This is a genomic window from Paraburkholderia sabiae (assembly GCF_030412785.1).
Taxonomy (GTDB): Bacteria; Pseudomonadota; Gammaproteobacteria; order Burkholderiales; family Burkholderiaceae; genus Paraburkholderia; species Paraburkholderia sabiae.
Window position 1 is genome coordinate 136,019 of sequence record NZ_CP125296.1, and the last position, 20,238, is coordinate 156,256.

The 20,238-nt window shown below is 64.6% G+C and carries 19 protein-coding genes; 9 read left to right on the forward strand and 10 right to left on the reverse strand.

All coding sequences use genetic code 11. The features are described 5' to 3' along the window. Nucleotides 1-155: 155 nt before the first annotated feature. Both QEN71_RS30260 and QEN71_RS30265 read left to right on the forward strand, forming a co-directional pair. Complete coding sequence (locus tag QEN71_RS30260) at nucleotides 156-944, forward strand: transposase (protein ID WP_201646835.1); 789 nt, start codon at nucleotides 156-158, stop codon at nucleotides 942-944. A 196-nt stretch (nucleotides 945-1,140) separates the two neighbouring features. Next, on the forward strand, nucleotides 1,141-1,452 hold the full coding sequence (locus QEN71_RS30265) for a DUF4148 domain-containing protein (protein WP_201646836.1): 312 nt from the start codon (nucleotides 1,141-1,143) through the stop codon (nucleotides 1,450-1,452). A gap of 102 nt (nucleotides 1,453-1,554) precedes the next feature. Here the strand turns inward: QEN71_RS30265 and QEN71_RS30270 are convergent, their stop codons facing one another. The 8 genes from QEN71_RS30270 to QEN71_RS30305 all read right to left on the reverse strand — a co-directional run bounded on the left by QEN71_RS30270 (nucleotide 1,555) and on the right by QEN71_RS30305 (nucleotide 8,577). Beyond that, nucleotides 1,555-2,157: a phosphatase PAP2 family protein gene (locus QEN71_RS30270; RefSeq protein WP_201646837.1), complete on the reverse strand. Its 603-nt coding sequence runs from the start codon at nucleotides 2,155-2,157 to the stop codon at nucleotides 1,555-1,557. Nucleotides 2,158-2,230: 73 nt separating this feature from the next. Further along, the gene (locus tag QEN71_RS30275) at nucleotides 2,231-2,575 is read right to left on the reverse strand and encodes a Rieske (2Fe-2S) protein (RefSeq protein WP_233471595.1); all 345 of its coding nucleotides are present in this window, start codon (nucleotides 2,573-2,575) and stop codon (nucleotides 2,231-2,233) included. Beyond that, nucleotides 2,569-3,153: an RBBP9/YdeN family alpha/beta hydrolase gene (locus QEN71_RS30280; protein ID WP_201646838.1), complete on the reverse strand. Its 585-nt coding sequence runs from the start codon at nucleotides 3,151-3,153 to the stop codon at nucleotides 2,569-2,571. The genes QEN71_RS30275 and QEN71_RS30280 overlap by 7 nt, the downstream gene beginning before the upstream one ends. Before the next feature lie 12 nt (nucleotides 3,154-3,165). After that, complete coding sequence (locus tag QEN71_RS30285; RefSeq protein WP_201646839.1) at nucleotides 3,166-4,494, reverse strand: MFS transporter; 1,329 nt, start codon at nucleotides 4,492-4,494, stop codon at nucleotides 3,166-3,168. A 169-nt stretch (nucleotides 4,495-4,663) separates the two neighbouring features. After that, nucleotides 4,664-5,716 carry a BKACE family enzyme gene (locus QEN71_RS30290; RefSeq protein ID WP_201646840.1) on the reverse strand — a complete coding sequence of 351 codons (1,053 nt, stop codon included), beginning with the start codon at nucleotides 5,714-5,716 and terminating at the stop codon, nucleotides 4,664-4,666. Nucleotides 5,717-5,804: 88 nt separating this feature from the next. After that, nucleotides 5,805-6,653, reverse strand: a complete 849-nt coding sequence (locus QEN71_RS30295; RefSeq protein ID WP_201646841.1) for a TauD/TfdA dioxygenase family protein — start codon at nucleotides 6,651-6,653, stop codon at nucleotides 5,805-5,807. A 1-nt stretch (nucleotide 6,654) separates the two neighbouring features. Next, nucleotides 6,655-7,638 carry a quinone oxidoreductase family protein gene (locus QEN71_RS30300; RefSeq protein WP_201646842.1) on the reverse strand — a complete coding sequence of 328 codons (984 nt, stop codon included), beginning with the start codon at nucleotides 7,636-7,638 and terminating at the stop codon, nucleotides 6,655-6,657. 12 nt (nucleotides 7,639-7,650) lie between these two features. Beyond that, complete coding sequence (locus QEN71_RS30305; protein WP_201646843.1) at nucleotides 7,651-8,577, reverse strand: hemerythrin domain-containing protein; 927 nt, start codon at nucleotides 8,575-8,577, stop codon at nucleotides 7,651-7,653. A 241-nt stretch (nucleotides 8,578-8,818) separates the two neighbouring features. Between QEN71_RS30305 and QEN71_RS30310 the strand changes: the two genes are divergently transcribed. The 4 genes from QEN71_RS30310 (at nucleotide 8,819) to QEN71_RS30325 (ending at nucleotide 15,665) form a co-directional block, all read left to right on the forward strand. Next, on the forward strand, nucleotides 8,819-11,524 hold the full coding sequence (locus QEN71_RS30310; protein WP_201646844.1) for a LuxR C-terminal-related transcriptional regulator: 2,706 nt from the start codon (nucleotides 8,819-8,821) through the stop codon (nucleotides 11,522-11,524). Nucleotides 11,525-11,679: 155 nt separating this feature from the next. Continuing rightward, a complete protein-coding gene (locus QEN71_RS30315; protein WP_201646845.1) occupies nucleotides 11,680-13,341 on the forward strand; it encodes a fatty acid--CoA ligase in 1,662 nt (553 codons plus the stop codon). A 52-nt stretch (nucleotides 13,342-13,393) separates the two neighbouring features. Beyond that, nucleotides 13,394-14,521 (forward strand): porin, encoded by a 1,128-nt coding sequence (locus QEN71_RS30320; protein ID WP_201646846.1) that lies wholly within the window; start codon nucleotides 13,394-13,396, stop codon nucleotides 14,519-14,521. Nucleotides 14,522-14,657: 136 nt separating this feature from the next. Then, the gene (locus tag QEN71_RS30325; RefSeq protein WP_201646847.1) at nucleotides 14,658-15,665 is read left to right on the forward strand and encodes an AraC family transcriptional regulator; all 1,008 of its coding nucleotides are present in this window, start codon (nucleotides 14,658-14,660) and stop codon (nucleotides 15,663-15,665) included. Here the strand turns inward: QEN71_RS30325 and QEN71_RS30330 are convergent. Next, a complete protein-coding gene (locus QEN71_RS30330) occupies nucleotides 15,620-16,126 on the reverse strand; it encodes a hypothetical protein (protein WP_201646848.1) in 507 nt (168 codons plus the stop codon). The two genes, QEN71_RS30325 and QEN71_RS30330, sit on opposite strands and share 46 nt — an antisense overlap. Before the next feature lie 458 nt (nucleotides 16,127-16,584). Between QEN71_RS30330 and QEN71_RS30335 the strand changes: the two genes are divergently transcribed. After that, nucleotides 16,585-17,286: an SDR family NAD(P)-dependent oxidoreductase gene (locus QEN71_RS30335; protein ID WP_201646849.1), complete on the forward strand. Its 702-nt coding sequence runs from the start codon at nucleotides 16,585-16,587 to the stop codon at nucleotides 17,284-17,286. A gap of 162 nt (nucleotides 17,287-17,448) precedes the next feature. Then, nucleotides 17,449-19,428: a PhoX family protein gene (locus QEN71_RS30340; protein ID WP_201646850.1), complete on the forward strand. Its 1,980-nt coding sequence runs from the start codon at nucleotides 17,449-17,451 to the stop codon at nucleotides 19,426-19,428. An 89-nt stretch (nucleotides 19,429-19,517) separates the two neighbouring features. Here QEN71_RS30340 and QEN71_RS30345 read toward each other — a convergent pair whose 3' ends face one another. Next, complete coding sequence (locus QEN71_RS30345) at nucleotides 19,518-19,661, reverse strand: hypothetical protein (protein ID WP_201646851.1); 144 nt, start codon at nucleotides 19,659-19,661, stop codon at nucleotides 19,518-19,520. A gap of 338 nt (nucleotides 19,662-19,999) precedes the next feature. On the opposite strand from QEN71_RS30345, the gene QEN71_RS30350 reads away from it, so the two are divergent. Continuing rightward, on the forward strand, nucleotides 20,000-20,233 hold the full coding sequence (locus QEN71_RS30350) for a hypothetical protein (protein ID WP_201646852.1): 234 nt from the start codon (nucleotides 20,000-20,002) through the stop codon (nucleotides 20,231-20,233). Nucleotides 20,234-20,238: the final 5 nt, after the last annotated feature.

The following is a 20,238-nucleotide window of genomic DNA, read 5'->3' on the forward strand; positions in this document are numbered from 1 at the left end:
TCGTATGTGATCGCGTCGGACCGGCCAGGGATTTCCTGACACGAGATTCAGCCGGCTCCGCTTCGAGTCCGATCCGAATCCTGACTGCATCAAAGATTACGTCATGGGTCAATGGCTAGCCGGTGCACGTTGCACGCAGCGGTCTGGAGGAGGGGATGCCGTTCGAGGAGCTTTCCAACGAGGAGTGGTCGCTGATCGCGCCGACGCTTTGCGCGCCGCCGCCCGCGGGCATGCTGAAGCGCGGTCGCCCGCGCATCCGGCCGCGCGTGCTTGCCAACGCGGTGCTGTGGGCGTTGACCACGGGCGAATCGTGGGCGCGGCTCCCTGCGCACTATCCATCGCAGCCTACCTGCCGATGCCGCTTCGAAGAGTGGCGGCTCGACGGCAAGCTCGCCGAGATGATCCGCATCCTCACCGACAGAGGGCGCCGCTTTTCGTACGTGCCCGACACGCCGCGTCCGGTGCAGAAGGCGAAGCCGAAGCGCGAAACGCGCGCGATGGAAGAGCGCGGAATGCCGCGCGTGGTCTGGAGAAGCCAGGCGTCGTGGCAGACGTCGACGGCTGATACAGGCGCTCGTTTCGCGCACGCCGGGCCGGAACACAGCGCGATCACCGCGATCGACGCGCCCATGCACGAGCCGCTATGCGACCGCGACGCGCAGAATCGCGCGTTCTGGATGGGCCTCGCGGCCAAGGGCGCGCGCGTGGCCGACGAACGCGGCTACGTCGTGTACGTCGCGGCCGATCCCGTACCGGATGCGATGTTTCGCGGCTGGACGGAGATCACGCGCGAAGGCCGACGTGTCGCGCGATCCGGCCTCGTCGGGCCGAAGTTCGGCGCGCCCGAAGCGGCGATGCAATGCGCGCTGACATGGGCGCGTCGCTGGATCGAGCAACAAGGCGTGCGCTTCGAATTCGAACTGCTGCATCGGGCGGCCGATTGACGCACGCAGCCATTGCAGCCGTTTCGCGCGATCCAAAACGCATTCGGCACCAGTTTCGGGCGGTTTATAACGTTTCCTGAAACTGTGAGTTGGTCGATCGAGGGTTTATCCGGATGGGCGACGCTCCTAAACTGTTTTCAACGCAACGAACAAAACAGTTCGAAGCATCCGAAAACAAATTCTGGAGGTAATGATCATGAAATCGCTCATCAAGGCTGTCGCAGTTGCTGCTGTCCTCGCTGTTCCCGTCATGTCATTCGCGCAATCCAGCCAGCCGGTGACCCGTGCCCAAGTCCGCGCCGAGCTGGTGCAACTGGAAAAGGCGGGTTACGTTCCTTCGAATAGCAGCGACACGCAATATCCGGCCAACATCCAGGCTGCCGAAGCGAAGGTGAACGCAGCAGATAACAGCGGTGTCGGCGGCGTGGCGGATGGTTCGTCGCAAGGTGGGCAACGCGCTTCGTTCTCGGCCAGCTCGTACTCGGCACCGATTTTCGAACACCACTAATGCAACGGGCGCTGGCTTCGAGGCCAGCGCAGTACGCTGAAGTAATCGACCGCGACATGCACCGTCAATCGACGGAATGCTGTCGCGGTTTGTTCTTTCACGCTACGTGCGCATCCATCCACGCGCAATCGGCCACGCCAGCAGCTTGCGATACAGCAGCACCGTCAGGTCCGTCGCCGCGCCGCCTGCCCGCGACCACATCGGCGTCACGACGATATACGCAACACACGCGATCACGACGGCGCCCGCCATATCGAACGGAAAGTGCACGCCGATAAACACGCGCGCCCACATGACCGCCAGCCCTGCAATCAGCGTGAGCAAGCCGGTCCAATGCATGCGCGCGAGCAGCAGAGTCAGCGTGATGCTCGCGAACACGGTGCCGTGATCGCTGGGAAATGAAGAATCGGGCGCGTGCTCGACGAACGTATGACCCAGGCCGATCATGAACGGCCGCGGATGCATCCACGCAAGACCGATGATCTGATTGAATCCCATTGCGAGCATCGCGACGCAACACGCGCGCAACGCGGCTTCGCGGCTGTCGCGGTCGCCCGATAACCAGAGCGCCGCGAGCACGAGCGGAACGAGGTAGATCACATAATCGGCGATACCTGACGCGATGGCGATTTGCCAGTGAGGCGTCGACGTCGTCGCGTTGATCGTGAGAAAGAGCGTCTGGTTCAACGCTTCGAGTGTGTTCATGCGGCGATCGTGCGGGCTTCGAGCCCTGTAGCAAGGAGTCGCCCGATCGTACCCGCTGAACCTTATGTCACCCTTAGCCGGTCGAATCGACGGCTTTCAGCGTGATAACGATGTTCCCTTCGACCTGACGAACAGGAAACGTCGTCAGGCACAGCGCGCGGCTGGCGGGCGAACAGCCGGTGAGCAGATCGAACGCGAGGCCATGCGCCGGACACCGCAGCACGCTTCCGTCGATACGTCCCGCGAAAAGCGACGCGCCGTTGTGCGGACAGGCGTCGTCGATGGCGCGCAGTTCGCCGCCGAGATTGAACACCGCGATACATCGGCCATCGACGAACACGATTTTCCGCTGGCCTGGCGCGAGTTCGTCGGCCTTGCAGACCTTGCGTTCCAGCGACGATTCCATTTCCGTCAACATGGCGCGTTCGCCGCTTCACGGCTCAGTTCAGCGACGAGTTCGGCGGCGCGCGGCCATTCGCCGAATCCCGATGCAGGATTCAGATGACCGACGGCGCCCGCATGCACCAGCCGGCTTCCCCACGCCTGCGCCATGCCGGCCACGCGCTCGAAACGCGCGAGGGGATCGTTGGTGCTCGCGACGACGATGCTCGGAAACGGCAGACGCTCGCGCGGCATCGGCAGCCAGCCGTTGTCGCGCAGCGCGTCTTGCGTCGGATAGCCTTCGGGCAGCGGCGTTTCCAGATCGGCGGGCGTCGCGAGCAACGCGCCGTGAATGGGCCGCCGGTGCAACTGCGCCCAATGCACGGTAATCATCACGCCGGCACTGTGCGCGACCAGCACGACAGGGCCGTTGATCGCACGCAATGCGGCGTCGAGCGCTGCGACGCGTGCGGCGCAACTGAGCTTGTCGTGCTCCAGCGGCGCGACGGAGCGCGCATTGGGCAGCGCGCGTTGCAGAATCGTTTGCCAGTGATCTTCGACGTGATCGCGCAGTCCGGGCACGATCAATACAGTCGGCGTGGTCGATGATGTCATGTACGTTGGTCCTTATTCGGTTGCGATGGCGGCGGCGCGCGAGGTATCGACGCGTTGCAGGCCGCGTCCATAGTTGCGCTTGCCGATCGTGAACATCACGGTTGCGAGTGCCGCCGCGACGGGTACGAGTTGCAGTGCGCCCGGCAAACCGATGCGATCGGCGATATAGCCGGTGACGAGCGGACCGGGCGCCATGCCCAGCAGATTGTTCACGAGCGTCAACGTGGCAAACGCGGGCGCGTGAATCGACGGCGGCGTGAGATTGGCGACCATCGCGCCCGCCGGTCCCGACGTGCCCGCCACGACGAAGATGCCCGCGCCGAGCAGCACGAACTGAAGCGTGCCTGGCTGCAACTGGAAGCCGATGCCGAGCAGCACGAGCGAGATCACGCAATAGGCGATCGCCGTCATCCATTTGCGTTCCGGCTTCGACTTGCTCACACGGTCCGTCACGATGCCGCACACGATCATTCCGATGCCGCCGAGCAGCAGAAAGCCTGCCGCCGTGACGGCCGCTTTATCGGCGGGCATGCCGTAGTAGCGGTTCAGGAAGCTCGGCATCCACGCCAGCACGGACGCCATGATGAACAGCTGCAACGCGCTGCCGATATACGCGCACACCACTGAAACCGTCGAGAACAGTCCGCGCAATGTGGCGCGAAAACTCGTGCGCGTGCTCTTGTTCGCGCGGGCCGATCCGGCGATGTCGTTGCGCCGGCAGGCAACGCGCTTTTCCGTAACGATCAGCATGTAGGCGAACACCAGCAGAATGCCGAAGCACGCCATCGCGCCGAACGACCAACGCCAGCCGAGATGCACGGCCACCACGCCGCCGAGCGCCATGCCGAACACGGAGCCGAATGCGCCGCCCGCCATGAACGCGCCCGTGAGCGTCGAACGCAGATGCGACGGAAAGATGCTGAGAATCAGCGCGATGCCCACGCTGCCATACGCTGCTTCGCCGACACCGACGAGTGCGCGCGCCACGAGCATTTCGCCGTAATTGCTGGCGACCGCGCAGCCGAGTGTCGCCGCGCTCCACAGCGCCGCCATCACGACGATGCTTTTCACGCGACCCCAGCGGTCGGCCAGCACGGACAGCGGCACGGTCAGCACGCCGACCATCAGCGCGACGACGCCGCTCAGCGAGCCGAGTTGCGTGTCGCTGAGTCCCCACGTCGCCTTGAGCAAGGGGAATACTGCATTGAGCACCTGCCGCGACATGTAGTCCGACAGCAGCAGCCCGAAGGTCAGCGCGAAAACGATCCACGCATACGCGCGCGAGCCGGTGCGCGCGGCAGCGTCGTCGCGCGCGTCGAGATTGACATGATGAATATGCAAGATTGTCTCCTCCGAATCTGGGCGTCGCGGTGCTCCGCGCGCGCGAAACGCGCGGGCCCGTCTTGTCTGGGCCGAGCATCACGCGACGCCGGCCCCGCCCTGGAATGGGTTCGTTACGTTGGACGCCGCAATCCGGCGTCTTCTGGGCTTTGCTTTAGCAGCGCACGCGTCAAGCGGCCAGCGGCAAGTTCTTCTGGCCTTGCCGGCGATTCGGCGCCATGCCGTTTGCCGCAAGCGTCTCGTCGGCATCGCGGTATTGCACGCCGATCCGGTAAATGTCGCGCGCTTCCTTGCCGCTCGCAATCTCGCGGCCGAGTTCGCGCGCGATGCGCACCGTCTGCTCGATCTGCTGCACCGACGTCATGCGGTTGCCGTGCTGATCGATGATCGTGTCTTCGATGCCGCAGCGCGGATGCAGACCCATCGCCAGCGCCATCGTGTTGAACGGCAGCACGTTCTTCAGCAGCGATTCGGCCGTCAGCGTGCAGCCGTTCGGCGCGCGATGAATGAAGTTGAAGAAGTTGAACGGATTCGGACCGTCGAAGCCGCCGCCGATACCGATCCACGTGAGGTTCAGCGGACCCGTGTACACGCCCTTGCGCACCAGACGTTCGAGCGTCTCGAGCGCATGCATGCCCGTCAACTGGAAATGCGGCTGAATGCCCGACGCCTGCAGACGGCGCAGATGCTCTTCGACCCATGCCGGACCGGCGGGGACGGTCATCTCGCTGTACGCGGCCTGGAAAGCCGGATTCGCGAGCGACGTGCCTTGCAGATACTCGGGATACAGCAGCTCCATGATGTTCATCTGCGTCGTGTTGATCGCGACAGTGACCTGATCCGGCTTCGGATCGAGTTCGGCGAGCATGTGACGCGTGTCGTCGGAGAGCCACTTGGCCGCTTCGCCGTCGCTTTCCGGCGCGAACGAAATCGAGCCGCCGACCTGGATGATCATGTCGGGCACGGCGGCGCGCACGCCGGCGATCAGTTCGTTGAACTTCGACAGCCGCTTCGAGCCCTTGCCGTCGAGTTCGCGCACATGCAGATGCAGCACCGTGGCGCCCGCGTTATAGCAGTCGACGGCTTTCTGGATCTGCTCGTCCATCGTCACGGGAATGTCTTCGGGGAAATCTTCCGGCATCCATTCCGGTCCATACGGCGCGACCGTGATCACCACTTTGTCCATGTGCTCGGGGTGCAGCGAGTCGTCGAGAAATTGCATTGTCGTTCTCCAGATATAGGCGTGTTCAAGCCGCCAGCCGATGACTGGCGCTTCTTCCTGTCAAGCGTTTGATGTGCGGCGCGTCGGTCTAGAACGGCACGTCGCCGACGATGCCGGCCCGTTCCATCTTCCGGTGGCACGGCGGGTAATCCATCACGGCGTAATGCTGCGTGCTGCGGTTGTCCCAGATCGCGATGCTGTTCTTCTGCCAGCGCCAGCGCACCTGATACTCGGGCACGAGCGCCTGGCTCACGAGATAGTTGAGCAACAGACTCGCGCCGGGATTCGCGTCCTGGCCGAAGCGCACGCGCGACGGCGTGTGATAGTTGGTGAAGTGCGTCGTGAAGGCGTTGACGAACAGCACTTTCTCGCCGGTTTCCGGATGCGTGCGCACGACGGGATGCTCGGCGTCCGGATACTGCGCTTTAAGCGCGAGGCGTTTTTCGATCGGCATGGCCGCGCCGAAGCTCGCTTCGATGCTGTGACGCGCGCGCAGATCGGCGATCTGCGTCTTCACGTGGTCGGGCAGGTTCTCGTACGCGAGCACCATATTCGCCCACATCGTGTCGCCGCCGACGGGCGGGCATTCCACGCAGCGCAGCACGCAACCGAACGGCGGCGCGTCGCGCCACGTGGCGTCCGTGTGCCAGGCGTTCTCGTAGCGGTCGTTCGGTTGATCGGGCGTCTTGTAGATGCGCACGAGGCCGGGATGCTCGGGATCGCTGCCCGCAATCGGGTGATCTTCGAGTTCGCCGAAACGCCGCGCAAACGCGACATGCTGGGCGCGCGTGATTTCCTGATCGCGCAGAAACAGCACGCGGTGGCGCAGCAGCGCGGCGCGGATTTCAGCGAACAGGCCGTCGTCATGCACGGCGTCCGCGAGATCGACGCCCGTCAGTTCGGCGCCGATGGAACAGGTCAGCTGTTCGATGCGCATGTCACTCTCCCTGCACGACGAAAATCGACGAACCCGTGGTCTTGCCCGCTTCGAGATCGCGATGTGCCTGCACGGCGTCGTTGAGTTCGTAGCGCTGGTTGATCTCGATCTTGATCCGGCCCGACGCCACGTGGCCGAACAGCTCGCCCGCGAGTTCCGCTTTCTCGGCAGGATCGGCGATATAGTCGGCGAGCGCGGGGCGCGTGAAGAAGAGCGAGCCCTTGATGGCCAGCTGCATCGCGTCGATCGGCGGAAACGCGCCCGACGACGTGCCGACGCCGACCAGCAGTCCGCGGCGCTTCAGCGAATCGAGCGATGCCGTCAGCGTGTCCTTGCCGACGCTGTCGATCACGACGGGCACGCCGACGCCGTCCGTGATTTCGCGCACGCGTTTCGCGACGTCCTCACGTCGATAGTAGATGATGTGATCGCAACCGTGAGCGCGCGCAACTTCAGCCTTTTCTTCCGTCGATACCGTGCCGATCACGTTCAGCCCGAGCAGCTTCGCCCATTGGCTCACGATCAGACCGACGCCGCCCGCCGCCGCGTGCAGCAGGAACGTGTCGCCGCGCTTCCACTGATAGATGCGGCGCATCAGATACGCGGACGTGAGGCCGCGCATCGTCATCGCGGCAGCCGTTTCGAACGGAATCTCGTCCGGCAGATGGATCAGGCATGCGGCGGGCAGCACGCGTTCCGAAGCGTAGGCGCCAAGCGGGCTGCCCGTGTAGGTCACGCGATCGCCCGGCTTGAAACCGGTCACGTTATCGCCGACGGCTTCCACCACGCCCGCGCCTTCCATGCCGATACCCGAGGGCAGCTTCGCCGGATAGAGGCCGGTGCGGAAATAGATGTCCGCGAAGTTCAGGCCCACGGCCGCGTGACGCACACGCACTTCGCCCGGACCGGGTTCGGCGCGTTCGACGTGTTCCCAGCGAAGGACTTCCGGCGAGCCGGTTTCATAAAAGCGGACTGCACTTGGCATGCTTGTCTCCTGTCATGCTCGCGAGCCACGCGGCTCGCCGATGGTGTGTTCAAGATTCGCGGACGGCGCAGCAACGGCAAGTGCCGCGCCGATTTCCTGCCAGTCCGCATCGCTCAGATAACGGCGCGCGGCGGGCAGAATGACGCCTTCCTCGCGTCCCATGTGTTCCCAGATGAACTGGGCGCACGTCTGCAACTGCTGTTCGAAGCACGCGGGCGGAAGCTCGCCTTTCGCCACTGTGCGGGCGCTGTCGATCAGCGCGCCTAGCAGGCGGTTTTCATGCCGATGCTGGCGCTCGAGTTCGGCAAGTTCGGCGTCGAACGCGGACGTGCGTTCGCGCAGCCGCGCAAACACGCACGCGTCCCTGCCGGGCCGGTTGCGCAAGGACTGCACGTTGCGCAACGCGGCGACGGGCGAATCCATCACGACTGCGCCCGACGACTGGCCGCGCGAAACAGCCGAGTGAACTTCGCCGAGCAGATCGTGCAGCAGCGCCCCAATCGCGCGATGCTGGCCGAGCAGCTTGGCGATCACGAGATCGGCCACCCGATGCCGCGGCGCAGCGCACATCAGCACGGGCATGCCGCACGAGGCGAACGCGTCGCCGGTGTGCTGCCGGCGGATAAGCCACGATGCGTCGGTCGGCGCGCACAACAGGTCGCAGCCTTGAGCGCGCGCCAGCTCGACGATGACTTCGAGCGCCAGGTTCGCCGTGTGCGCCGGAGCCCGCGACGCGCTTTCGCAGGGCACGCCATGCGCGCGGGCCGCCGCTTCGGCTTTGGCGAGCCGTTCCGCTGTGCGGTTTTCGGCGGACGCTTCACCGCACGCATCGAAAAACGTGACGCGCGCGCCGATCGACCTCGCGAATTCGAGCGCATGGCCGACTGCTTCGATGGCCGGGTCGGTGCCGCCTACGGGGACGAAAAAATGACGATACATGGCGTCCGCTAGCTTGCTTGAATGGGGCGATGAAGCGGGCGGGCGGTGCCCGCCGTCGACGTGAACTGCATGATCTGGCCTCGCTCGCAACATCTATTGAAGGCTATCGTAGTGAGGTAGGGGACTCGAAACCCCACTCGCCAAGAGGGGGGGCGCTGTGCCGCGCGGGCCGGGACTCCCCGGCTTTGCGCCCGCGCGGTGCTCGCGTAAGCTGTTCTGTATCCCGACCGACATGGCCCCGATGGCAACGACAAACAACAGCGACGCCGACGCCGCCACCGAACTGATCCTCAAGACCATCGCGCCGCGTGCGCCGCAGCATTTACTGACGCGCGCGCGCCTGGGCGTCGACGAGCCGCGTCTGCGCAATCTGCAGATCGCGCTGGTTCAGGCGCCCGCGGGCTATGGCAAGACGTCGCTGCTTGCGCAGTGGCGGCGCGAGCACCTCGCGCACGGCGTGGCCGTCGCGTGGCTGTCCGTCGACGAACGCGACGATGCGCAGCGCTTTCTGCTCGGGCTCGTACACGCGGTGCGCGCCGGTTGCGCGCGTCCGACCTTCGGGCGGCTCGTGCTGAACAGTGCGGCGGCGCCGTCGCGCGAACTGGAAGGCATCACCGCGTGGCTCGCCGAAGTCGCGCAGCTGTCGCTCGACGTCGTGCTGATCGTCGACGAAGCCGACCGTTTGCCCGTCGAAGGGCTCGCTGCGCTCGCCTATCTGCTGCATAACGCGCCGCAAAACCTGCGCGTGGCGGTCGCGGCGCGGCGCGGTCTCGACGATGCCGCCGGCGATCTGCTCGCCTACGGCGCGGGCGAACTGATCGGCCCGGACCTGCTGCGCTTCCGGCTCGACGAGGCGATTGCGCTGGTCGGCGAGCGCTTCGGCGCGCGTGTCGAAGCGGACGTGTGCGCGCGGCTGTTCGAACTGTCCGATGGCTGGCCGCTCGGCCTGCAACTGGCGCTCGCGGCGATGGCGCGCGCCGACGATCCGCGCCGCGCGGCGCAGGCGTTGTCGGCGGATCATGGCGGCTTGCGCGATCACCTGGTCGTCGCGCTGATCGCCAAACTGTCGCCCGACGACGACGCATTCCTGACGCGCATCAGTGTCGTCGACCGGCTGCATCCGCAATTGTGCGAAGCGTTGACGGGCGACAGCGACGCGCCGGAGCGCCTCGCGCGTCTCGTGCGCGACACGCCCGTCTTCATCGCGAGCGAGGACAGCGCGTGGTGCCGGCTTCACGTGCTGGTGCGCGACGTGCTGCGAGGCCGTCTCGACGCGTTGCCCGAGCCGGAGCGCGCCGAGCTGCATGCGCGCGCGTCGACGTGGCTCGCCGCGCACGGCATGCTCGACGAGGCGGCGCGCCACGCGCATGCGGCAGGGCAGCATCAGGCCGCTTACGATCTCGCCGAACGGTGCCTGTACGAAGCCGTGAAAAACGGCAGTTTGTCGGCGGTGCGCGACTGGCTCGAATTGCTCCCCGAGGATGAACTGGAACGCAGGCCGCGTCTGCGTCTTGCCGCCGCGTGGGTGCTCGCACTCGGCGAGCGTCATGACGAGGCGGAGCGCCAGGTCGAACAGGTGCTCGCCGATCCCGGCGCCGCGCCCGAACTGCGCTACGAGTGCGCGATGATCCTGAGCGCGGCCGCGTATTACGCCGATGAAATCGACCGCTTCGTGACGCTGTTCGAACCGTGGCTGGACACCGCGCCGCCCGCCGGATCGTGGCTCGAGCAGATTCACGCGAACCGCCGTTCTGCGTTGGCCATTCTTCAGGGCGAACCGGCGCAGGCGCGGCGTTTTCAGCAGCAACTCGCGCCGCGTCACGGCAACGGGACGGGCACCGGCTACGTGATCCGCTGGGGCGATCACACGATCGGCTTCAGCTATCTGCTCGAAGGGCAACTGAGTCTCGCGGAATCCGTGCTGATGCCCGCGCTCGCCAGCGCCGAAGCGGACCTCGGCAGACGGCATCCGCTGACCTGCATGTTCGCGGCGATGTGCGCGTCGTTGTGCTACGAAACCGATCGCGTCGAGCAGGCGGCCGCCTTGCTGGCGAACCGGCTGGACGTGCTCGAACATGGCGGCACGCCGGAATTGACGATGCTCGCGTATCGCACGGCAGCGCAGATCGCGGCCGTGCAGGGCGTCGAGCATCGCGCGCTCGATCTGCTGGAGGCGATGTACGCGATGGGCGTCGGCCGAGACATGCCGCGCCTGTGCGTCGCGAGTCTCGCGGAGCAGGTGCGCATGCATGCCGCACGCTATCGCGCGCAAACATGCGACGCGCTCGCGGAACGTATCGACGAAATCGTCGCGCACGAGGCTTCGCGGCACGGCCCGTTGTGGCAACGGCATGTCGCGATGCTGCAGACGCTCTCGCATGGGTATGCGGCGATTGCGGCGCGGCGCTGGCCGCAATCGCTCGATGCCCTCGATGTCGCGCTCGACCACGCCAACGCGATGAAGCTCGGCCGATACCGGATCGAGATCATGGTGCTGCGCGCCTTCGCACTGGAACAGACGGGCGCGCAAGGCCGGCCTTTGCTGCTCGAAGCGATGAATCTGGCGAAGACGTTCAGTCTGACGCGCACGCTCGCCGACGCGCATCCCGCGATCGCTGACTGGATGCGGCGCGTGAGCGAAGAAGAAGCCAGCGCGGGTCAGCCCGTTCATGCGATGCCCGCGCCGCGCGTCGTCCCCGTACCGGCGCGTGCGGCAAGCGGCGCGCCGCGCGCGGTGCCGAGCGTCGTCCTGACGCCGAAAGAGCGGCAAATACTCGAACTGCTCGGACGCAGCCTGTCGAACAAGGAAATCGCGCTGGCGATGTCGGTTGGCGAAGAGACCGTCAAGTGGCATCTGAAGAACCTGTTCGGCAAGCTCGACGCCAGTTCGCGCAAGCACGCCGTGCGCCGGGCGCTCGTTCTCGGTCTGCTGGAAGGCGCGCAGTAGTTCTCTATCTCAACGCTCTGCCGTAAAGCACCGCTCCATTCTCCTGAACCCTCCCCCTCCGGCCTGGGGGGGCAGGGACATCGCGCGTTTCGTACTCTCGCTTTCATCGCGCCGCTCAACCGTGCGGCGCCGACTTCCACCAACGGGAGCCATTCGTGCGAGAAACCGAGACGCCCGACCACCTGATTACCGCGGCTGCCTCCGCATACGCCTATCCGCTGCTCGTCAAGCAACTGCTCGTCAATTCGCTGAGCGTGCGCGCCGATCAGGAGATCACCTATCGCGGCGAACTGCGCTACACGTTCGCCGCTTTCCACCGACGCGTCGGCCAGCTTGCCAACGCGCTCGCCTCGCTGGGCGTGCGCGCGGGATCGACGGTCGCGGTCATGGACTGGGACACGCATCGCTATCTGGAAAGCTACTTCGCGATTCCGATGATGGGCGCGACCATCTTTACCGTGAACGTGCGCATATCGGCGCAGCAGATCGCGTACACGCTCAACGACGCGCGCGCCGACGTGCTGATTGTCAACAGCGAGTTTCTGCCCGTGCTCGAAGCGATTCGCGGCGAGTTGAAGCACGTACGCGAGGTGATCGTCGCCAGCGACGACACGCCGATGCCGTCCACGTCGTTCGCGATTGCTGGCGAGTACGAACAGCTTGTCTCGTCGATGCCCGAAGACTTCGCCTTCGAAGACTTCGACGAGAACACGCGCGCCGCGATCTTCTATACGACGGGCACAACGGGCGATCCGAAAGGCGTGTGCTACAGCCATCGGCAGATCGTGCTGCACACGCTCGCGACGGCGACGACGCTCTGTTCGCCGCGCACCGGCCAGCGCCTGCATCGCGACGACGTCTACATGCCGATCACGCCGATGTTCCATGTGCTCGCGTGGGGCATGCCGTACATCGCCGTGATGCTCGGGCTGAAGATCGTGCTGCCTGGACGCTATCAGCCGGACACGCTGCTGCATCTGAAGAAGACGGAACGCGTCACCTTTTCGCATTGCGTGCCGACCATTCTGCAAATGCTGCTCGACGCGGCGGCGCGCGACGCGCACGACCTGTCGGGCTGGACAATGATCATCGGCGGTTCGGCGCTGTCGCCGAGCATGTGCCGCGCGGCGCTCGAACAGGGTATCGACGTGTTCGCGGGTTATGGCATGTCGGAGACGGGGCCTGTTGCTGCGCTGTCGCAGTTCGCGCCCGATGTGGCGACGGCCGGTATCGACGAATCCGTGCGCAAGCGCTGCATGACGGGCCGGCCCGTGCCGATGGTCGAGCTGCGCGTCGTCGATGCGCAGATGAACGACGTGCCGCGCGATGGCCGCGCGCAAGGCGAGATCGTGCTGCGCTCGCCGTATCTGACGCCCGGCTATCACAACAAGCCGGAAGCCTCCGAAGCGCTGTGGGAAGGCGGTTATCTGCATACGCAGGACGTCGCCGTGATGACGCCGGATGGCTACGTGCAGATCGTCGACCGCATCAAGGACGTGATCAAGACGGGCGGCGAATGGGTGTCGTCGATCGAGATCGAGGCGCTCATCAACGAGCTGCATGGCGTCGAGGAAAGCGCGGTGATCGGCGTGCAGGACGAACGCTGGGGCGAACGTCCAAAGGCGCTGATCGTGTTGCGTCCGCACGCGACGCTCGATGCGCAGGCCGTGCGCGCGCATCTGCTCGGCCACGCCGACGCCAAACGCATCAGCCGCTACGCAGTGCCTGAGGCCGAACGCGTGATTTTCGTCGCGGCGATACCGAAGACGAGCGTCGGCAAGATCGACAAGAAGCTGCTGCGTCAACGCTTCGAATAACGAAGCAACGGTACGTGCAGCACCCCGGATCGCCACGATAGACGGAGACTCCATGAACGCGAAACTGGTCGGCGCAGCGGCGCTTCTCGGATGGGCGAGTGTCGCGAGCGCGCAGTCGTCTTCGGTGACGCTGTATGGCGTCGTCGATTCGGGGCTGCTGTATCAGAGCACGGCGGCGGCATCGTTCGCGCCGAATGCGAAGAATCTCGGCAAGGTGTATCGCTTCAAGGACGGCGGCATCTACGCGAGCATGTGGGGCATCAAGGGCAGCGAAGATATCGGCGGCGGGTATCGCGTCAATTTCAAGCTGCAGAGTTCCTTCGATACGGGCACCGGCAAGTCCGGTCTCAGCGACACGCCCGGTGTCACGGCCGCGTTCAACCAGTTCGCGACGGTCGGCGTGTCGGGGCCGATCGGCACGTTCAACGCGGGTCGCCAGATCGTGCCGATGATCTACGCGATGGCCGAAACCGATGTGCGCAACGCGCAGTACTTCGGCAGCATTCTGACTGCGTGGCTCGGCATGAATCAGGCGGCGGGCTGGGCAGGGACGAGCACCAACGGGCCCATCGGCGCGCTGTACGACAGCAATGCGCTCGTCTACCAGACGCCGAGTTTTGCGGGCGTGTCGCTCGCACTCGAATATGCGCCGGGCGGCGTGCCCGGCGAGTTTCAGGGCGGCACGCGCGAATCGGCGGTGCTCAGGTATTCGAACTACGGGCTGAACCTGGCCGCTGTCTACTACAACGGACACGACGCGAACCCCGCGCCGGGCGCGCCGTTGACGGGCGTGAACAACAACCGCTTCTTCTATTTCGGCGCGAAGTACACGTTCCATGACTTCCTCGTGTCCGCGTCGTACGGCAAGGGCAAGAATCCGGCGCACAGCAGTCAGGCCGACTTCGACATGTATTCGTTCGGCCTCGGCTATGTCTTTTCGCCGACGCTGCGCGTGACCTCGGGCGTCTATTACCTGAAGGACGCGAACCACTCGGGCAATCATTCGACGGAATTCGCCGTCGGCGCGGAATACAGCCTGTCCAGACGCACGGTCGTGTACGGCCAGGTCGGCCATGTCAGCAACTCGGGCACGATGAACCAGACGATCGTCTACGGTCAGCCGGTTGCGCCGGGTGTCGGCACGACGGCGGCCATGATCGGCCTGCGCCACAACTTCTGACGTAAGCACTTCACGTCGCGCAGCGTGTGCAGTCCGCGCGACGCCCGCCCGCAGCGAGAGTATTCTTTCGGTGAACTTGCAAAAGACGGTACATGTGCCGTCTTTTTAGCAGAATGCCGAAGAAGGGTGGTGCCTCATGGATGCGGTCTCCGACGTGCTGCGCGTCGTGCGCCTGGGCGGCGCGGTTTATCTTCACGCCGAACTGACGGCGCCCTGGGGCTTGATCGGGCACGCGGATCAGGCGTTGTGCACCGCGTATCTGCCGAGGTCGGACCGCATCGTTTCCTATCATCTGATCACGGAAGGCACGTGCTGGGCGCGCCTGCCCGACTCGAACGATCCCGGTATCTGCGTCGGCGCGGGCGAACTGCTCGTCGTGCCGCAGGGCGAGGCGCACATCATGGGCAGCGCGCCCGATGTGGCGCCTGTGCCCGCCGGGCCGCTGCTCGAAACGCAACTCGCGACCATGCGAGGCGAAGTGCTAAACCTCACGTACGGTGGCGGCGGCACGCCGACGCGCATCCTGTGCGGTTTTCTCGCCTGCGACGATGCGCTGAGCAATCCCGTGCTCGGCTCGCTGCCGCGGCTCTTCAAGGTGGACGTGCGCAACGATCCGCAATCGGCGTGGATCGAGGCGTCGTTGCGCTATGCCGCCGAGGAGGCGGCGCAACGGCGCGCAGGCAGCGCAATCGTGCTGTCGCGTTTGTCGGAGCTGTTGTTCGTGTGGGCCGTGCGGCGCTGTATCGACGAACTGCCTGCCGATCGCAAGAACTGGCTCGCGGGCGTGAAGGATCGCTTCGTCGGCCGCGCGCTGTCGATTCTGCATGCGCAGCCCGCGTACAACTGGACTGTCGATGAACTCGCGCGCAAGGTCGGGCTGTCGCGCTCCGCGTTCGCGCAGCGCTTCAGTGATCTGCTAGGCCAGCCGCCGATGCAATATCTCGCGCGCTGGCGTCTTATCGTCGCGGCGCAGGAACTGTCGTACAGCAGCAAGGCGATTGCAGCGATTGCCGAAGAGGTCGGCTACGAATCCGAGTCGGCGTTTCATCGCGCGTTCAGACGCGAGTTCGGTCAACCGCCTGCTGCCTGGCGCAAGCGTCACAGCCAGGTGACGGGTACGGAAGCTCTGGTTGCGAGCCAGTAGCGCGTGACGTTCAGCAGAACCTGGCTGGCGCGCAGCACGCGCAGCGCTTCGCTGCGCGCGCCGCTCCGTGTTGCTTGCATCAGGCAGTCGCGCGTTGACGTTTGCATGGGCGTCGCATGCAGCGCATGAAGCTCGCTCGCGATCGTATGGATCAGGCGACGCAGCGCGGCATGCCATGCAAGCGGATCGAACATTCGCGAGCCACGCAGCGACTTCATCAGCGAGAGGGCCGTGCCGAGTTCGCGCATGTGTCTGCCGTGATCATTGTTCAACTGACGCGCGACCGCGAAGCACACATCCCATCCGACATGCGTATGCACATGCAGCAACGCGAACAGCAGCACGGGCGGCAGCAGCGCGAGACTCTCGCGCATCAGCGGATCGCTGCGCAAGTGTTCGAGCAGTCGGGCATGGGAATCGTCATGGATGGAGCGTCGGTGCAAGTCCGGCTGATGATGCATGACAAGGCCTCCTGTTACGCAAGGGTTCGCGGGCTCTCGTAGCCGATGGCGCGCGACGATGCATCGCGACTGACCACGGCGAGGGAACTGGCTGCACACCCTGACTTCACAAGACCTTGCTGCCCGACGTTGTAGAACGCGCTTGCTGCAACAGATGATTCATGGTGCTCGATGCCGTCTCATGACTCACTATGCGGCAAAGTGTGGCGATGACCTTTGCCCTTGCGTCGCGCCTCTTTATCCGATCGTCCAATTTTGTTGTGCGTCTTGCTTTGCGATCTTGCGTCGATTAAAAGGAGTGCCTACATGCACGACGAACGGCAAACGGTCCTATCGACAATTGACGCGCGCGTGCCTTGCGACAACACTGTCTTTCGTGCGCGCCGTACGCTGCGAGTGATCGCGTGACGGCGCGCACATTCAATTGAACTTCGACCTGCGTTGGGAGCGCGTACTTCATGAACAGCTTGGACGGAACGATCGTCGCGATTACAGGCGCCTTCGGCAATCTCGGTCTCGTGACGGCGCAGGCGCTTGCGGAGCGTGGCGCGAAGGTCGCGCTGATCGGCAGAGGCAAGCCGCCGTCGAGTCTGCCCGCGTCGCTCGCGCAGGCGTGCGTCGTCGGCGGCATCGATCTCGCGGAACGCGACGCGGCGCAACGCGCGCTCGATTCGATCGCGAGTCAGCTCGGCGGATTGAATGCGCTCGTGAACGTTGCGGGCGGTTTCAGCTGGGAGACGATCGCCGATGGCAGCGCCGACACCTGGGAACGCATGTTCGACGTGAACGTGAAGACGACGCTGAACGCATCGAAGGCCGCGCTCTGGCATCTGACGAGAGCGACGGGCGGACGGATCGTCAATGTCGGCGCGATGGCGGGGTTGAAGGCGGGCATGGGAATGGGCGCGTATGCCGCGTCGAAGGCGGGCGTGATGCGACTCACGGAAGCGCTTGCCGAAGAACTCAAGGACAAGGGCACCACCGTCAACGCGATCCTGCCGAGCATCATCGACACGCCGCAGAATCGCGCCGACATGCCCGACGCCGATTTCTCGCGCTGGGTGACATCGGAGCAGATCGGCGCGGTGATTGCGTTTCTGCTGTCGAAGGACGCGCAGTGCATCACGGGCGCATTGATTCCCGTTGCGGGTCGCGTTTGAGTGCTCAGCAGCGTTTTTCAGACATTACAAACGCCTGTCAAACATATTTCATAATCATTTCCTAAAGTAGCGCGTCATACCGGCGCGCCGTGGACTGCCTGATCCTGGCGTGGACTGGTTGTTGATTCAACCAACCCATCCCCATCAATGGATCACAAGAACATGGCGCAGCCTCTCGACTTCTCACGCCGCAAGGCGCTCAAGATCATTGCCGGCGCACCGATGCTGCCGCTCGGCAGCGCGGCAGCGGCTTCGTTGCTCACTGCATGCGGCGGCACCAGCGATCACCCGGCGAGCACCACGCCTGCGGCATCGACGGCTGCTTTCACGGCGGCGTCGTTCGGCGGCATGGCCGCGCCGTCGCTGGCCGATCCCGCCGCGATGGCGACGACCACGGTCGCCTCCACGCTCACCGCGCAGTTCAGCGACGGCAGCAGTCGCTCGTACAAGCTCGCGTATCAGCCGTTCTTCATCACGGGCGACACGGTGCCGAACACCACGGGCGGCACGATCGTCGCGGGCGGTTATTTCGACATCAGCAACCAGCCGATCATCGACAGCTCGGTGGCCGGCAAGGAGCGCCAGTTCTTCTCCGATTGCCCGGACGGCACGTCGCTGATCCGCCTCGACAAGCCGACCGTGAAAGGCGTGAAGGGCAACCCGGTGTTCGCCGTCGTGCAGTTCGAATACACGACGCGCGACCAGACGCAGACGGCGGCGGGCGACATGTACGGCAAGCTGCCGTCGCCGATCGCCGTGCTCACGCTCGATCAGGATCCGGCGACGGGCAAGCTCGCGCTGGTCAGCTACTCGAACGTCGATACGTCGGGCGCGCATGGTCTGTGGATCACGTGCGGCGCGAGTCTGTCGCCGTGGAACACGCATCTGTCGAGCGAAGAGTACGAGCCGGACGCCGCAAGCATCGCGACGAACACGCAGTTTCAGGCGTATAGCCAGAACCTATATGGCAATGCATCGACGGCGCGTCCGTATCACTACGGCCATCTGCCCGAAGTCACCGTGAATCCCGACGGCACGGGCACCGTGAAAAAGCACTACTGCCTCGGCCGCATTTCGCACGAGCTGATTCAGGTGATGCCCGACAAGCGCACCGTGCTGATGGGCGACGACGCGACCAACGGCGGCCTCTTCATGTTCGTCGCCGACAAGGAAGCGGACCTGTCGGCGGGCACGCTGTATGTGGCGAAGTGGGCGCAAACATCGTCGGCGAGTGCGGGCGCCGCGACGCTCACGTGGCTCAATCTCGGCCACGCGACCAGCGACGAAATCGAAGCGCTCGCCAACACGCTGACGATTACCGACATCATGGACATCGTCACCGACGAGCTGAATCCGCCGACCGATCCGACGTACACGAAGATTCACGTCGGCGGCAAGTTCAACTGGATTCGCATCAAGACGGGCATGGAAAAGGCCGCCGCGTTCCTCGAAACGCACCGCTACGCCGCGCTGCGCGGCGCGAGCATGGGCTTCACGAAGCTCGAAGGCACGACGGTCAACGCGAAGGACAAGATCCTGTATTCGGCGATGTCGCAGATCACGTCGTCGATGGTGCGCGGCAATGCGCATTCGACGGATATCGCGCTCGACAAGGGCATCTCGTCGGGTGCCGTGTACGCGCTGAACATGAAGGCGGGACAGAGCGACCTGAGCGGCGCGGCCATCAACAGCGAATGGGTGCCCGTCGACATGAGCGCGCCCGCCGCGCTCGTCGGCGAAGACCTGACGACGGCCGATAGCCTCGGCAATACGGCGAACCCTGAAAAGATCGCGAATCCCGACAACCTCAAGTTCTCGGAGAAGCTGCGCACGCTCTTCATCGGCGAAGACAGCGGCATGCACGTGAACAACTTCCTGTGGGCGTACAACGTCGACACGAAGACGCTCGCGCGCATCCTGTCGTGTCCGGCGGGCGCGGAATCGACGGGCCTGCATGCTGTCGATGAAATCAACGGCTGGACGTACATCATGAGCAACTTCCAGCACGCGGGCGACTGGACGAGTCTGCACGCGAAAGTGCAGACGACGCTCGATCCCCTCGTGCGCGCCAACTACAAGGATCGCTTCGGCTCGGCGGTCGGCTATCTCACGGCGGACCCGACCTCGATCAAGCTCGTGTAACGCTCAGGCTTGCGGCGATCCCCAACGATCTCATCGCGGGGAATTTGATGACGCTTCGGGCTGGACGGAAGGCACGGTTCGCTGGCGATTCATCGACCCCTCTCCGGAGGGGTTTTTTTATTCGTGCAGAGTCTCTTGCAGCGCCGATATTCCTTGCGCAATTCAGCGATCTTCGCGACGACGCTCGCCAGAATGCCGAGCGCGCCGACCGTTTCTACCAAAGCGGAAAGCATGAGGGTGTCTCCTGTTTCTGAGGCGAGGCGAGGGTGACGGCTCGCGCAGATGCAGAGTAAGTGCGCGGCCACCTCGTCACAATCTGGAAGTTCCAAAGCCAGATTTCGCCCTTGCCGAAGCGCGGAGTTCGCGCGCCGGCATTCAGAAGGACGATCCATGCTGTTCGATTTGAAGCGCGCAGGCGTGCCGTGGAGGCAGTCCTCGAAAGGACACTTCCTCTCCACGCTTCCTCACCGCGTCTTTCACGCGAGCGCGCAGGCCGCTCGCGTCTGTCACTATTTACGCCGATGCGGCGCAATCAAACGACGATGAACGCGCCGAAAAGGATTCGGCTTACGTGGAAGAGTATTTCGTATCGAGAGCGAGTGCCGTCGAGCGCGTGATCTTCGCCCGGCGCGCGCTCATGCGAGAGATGGAAGGCGCGAGCGCGGGCGCCTACGCACTCAGCCAGGGGCCATCGCTGCTCGACAAGCTCGAACAACTACTCTTCGATGTCCGCGCGGGGCGCGTATCCGATTTCGTCATGCCCTCGCTGAATAGCAAGGTGCGGATCCTCGTGACGAGCGACTAGCGCGT

Bases quoted from the DNA above. Each gene is read 5' to 3' on its own strand.
- QEN71_RS30260 (WP_201646835.1), top strand. From the start codon at position 156: ATGCCGTTCGAGGAGCTTTCCAACGAGGAGTGGTCGCTGATCGCGCCG.
- QEN71_RS30305 (WP_201646843.1), bottom strand. From the start codon at position 8,577: ATGTATCGTCATTTTTTCGTCCCCGTAGGCGGCACCGACCCGGCCATC.
- QEN71_RS30320 (WP_201646846.1), top strand. From the start codon at position 13,394: ATGAACGCGAAACTGGTCGGCGCAGCGGCGCTTCTCGGATGGGCGAGT.
- QEN71_RS30300 (WP_201646842.1), bottom strand. From the start codon at position 7,638: ATGCCAAGTGCAGTCCGCTTTTATGAAACCGGCTCGCCGGAAGTCCTT.
- QEN71_RS30290 (WP_201646840.1), bottom strand. From the start codon at position 5,716: ATGCAATTTCTCGACGACTCGCTGCACCCCGAGCACATGGACAAAGTG.
- QEN71_RS30275 (WP_233471595.1), bottom strand. From the start codon at position 2,575: ATGTTGACGGAAATGGAATCGTCGCTGGAACGCAAGGTCTGCAAGGCC.
- QEN71_RS30280 (WP_201646838.1), bottom strand. From the start codon at position 3,153: ATGACATCATCGACCACGCCGACTGTATTGATCGTGCCCGGACTGCGC.
- QEN71_RS30335 (WP_201646849.1), top strand. From the start codon at position 16,585: ATGAACAGCTTGGACGGAACGATCGTCGCGATTACAGGCGCCTTCGGC.
- QEN71_RS30310 (WP_201646844.1), top strand. From the start codon at position 8,819: ATGGCAACGACAAACAACAGCGACGCCGACGCCGCCACCGAACTGATC.
- QEN71_RS30330 (WP_201646848.1), bottom strand. From the start codon at position 16,126: ATGCATCATCAGCCGGACTTGCACCGACGCTCCATCCATGACGATTCC.
- QEN71_RS30340 (WP_201646850.1), top strand. From the start codon at position 17,449: ATGGCGCAGCCTCTCGACTTCTCACGCCGCAAGGCGCTCAAGATCATT.
- QEN71_RS30325 (WP_201646847.1), top strand. From the start codon at position 14,658: ATGGATGCGGTCTCCGACGTGCTGCGCGTCGTGCGCCTGGGCGGCGCG.
- QEN71_RS30265 (WP_201646836.1), top strand. From the start codon at position 1,141: ATGAAATCGCTCATCAAGGCTGTCGCAGTTGCTGCTGTCCTCGCTGTT.
- QEN71_RS30295 (WP_201646841.1), bottom strand. From the start codon at position 6,653: ATGCGCATCGAACAGCTGACCTGTTCCATCGGCGCCGAACTGACGGGC.
- QEN71_RS30270 (WP_201646837.1), bottom strand. From the start codon at position 2,157: ATGAACACACTCGAAGCGTTGAACCAGACGCTCTTTCTCACGATCAAC.
- QEN71_RS30345 (WP_201646851.1), bottom strand. From the start codon at position 19,661: ATGCTTTCCGCTTTGGTAGAAACGGTCGGCGCGCTCGGCATTCTGGCG.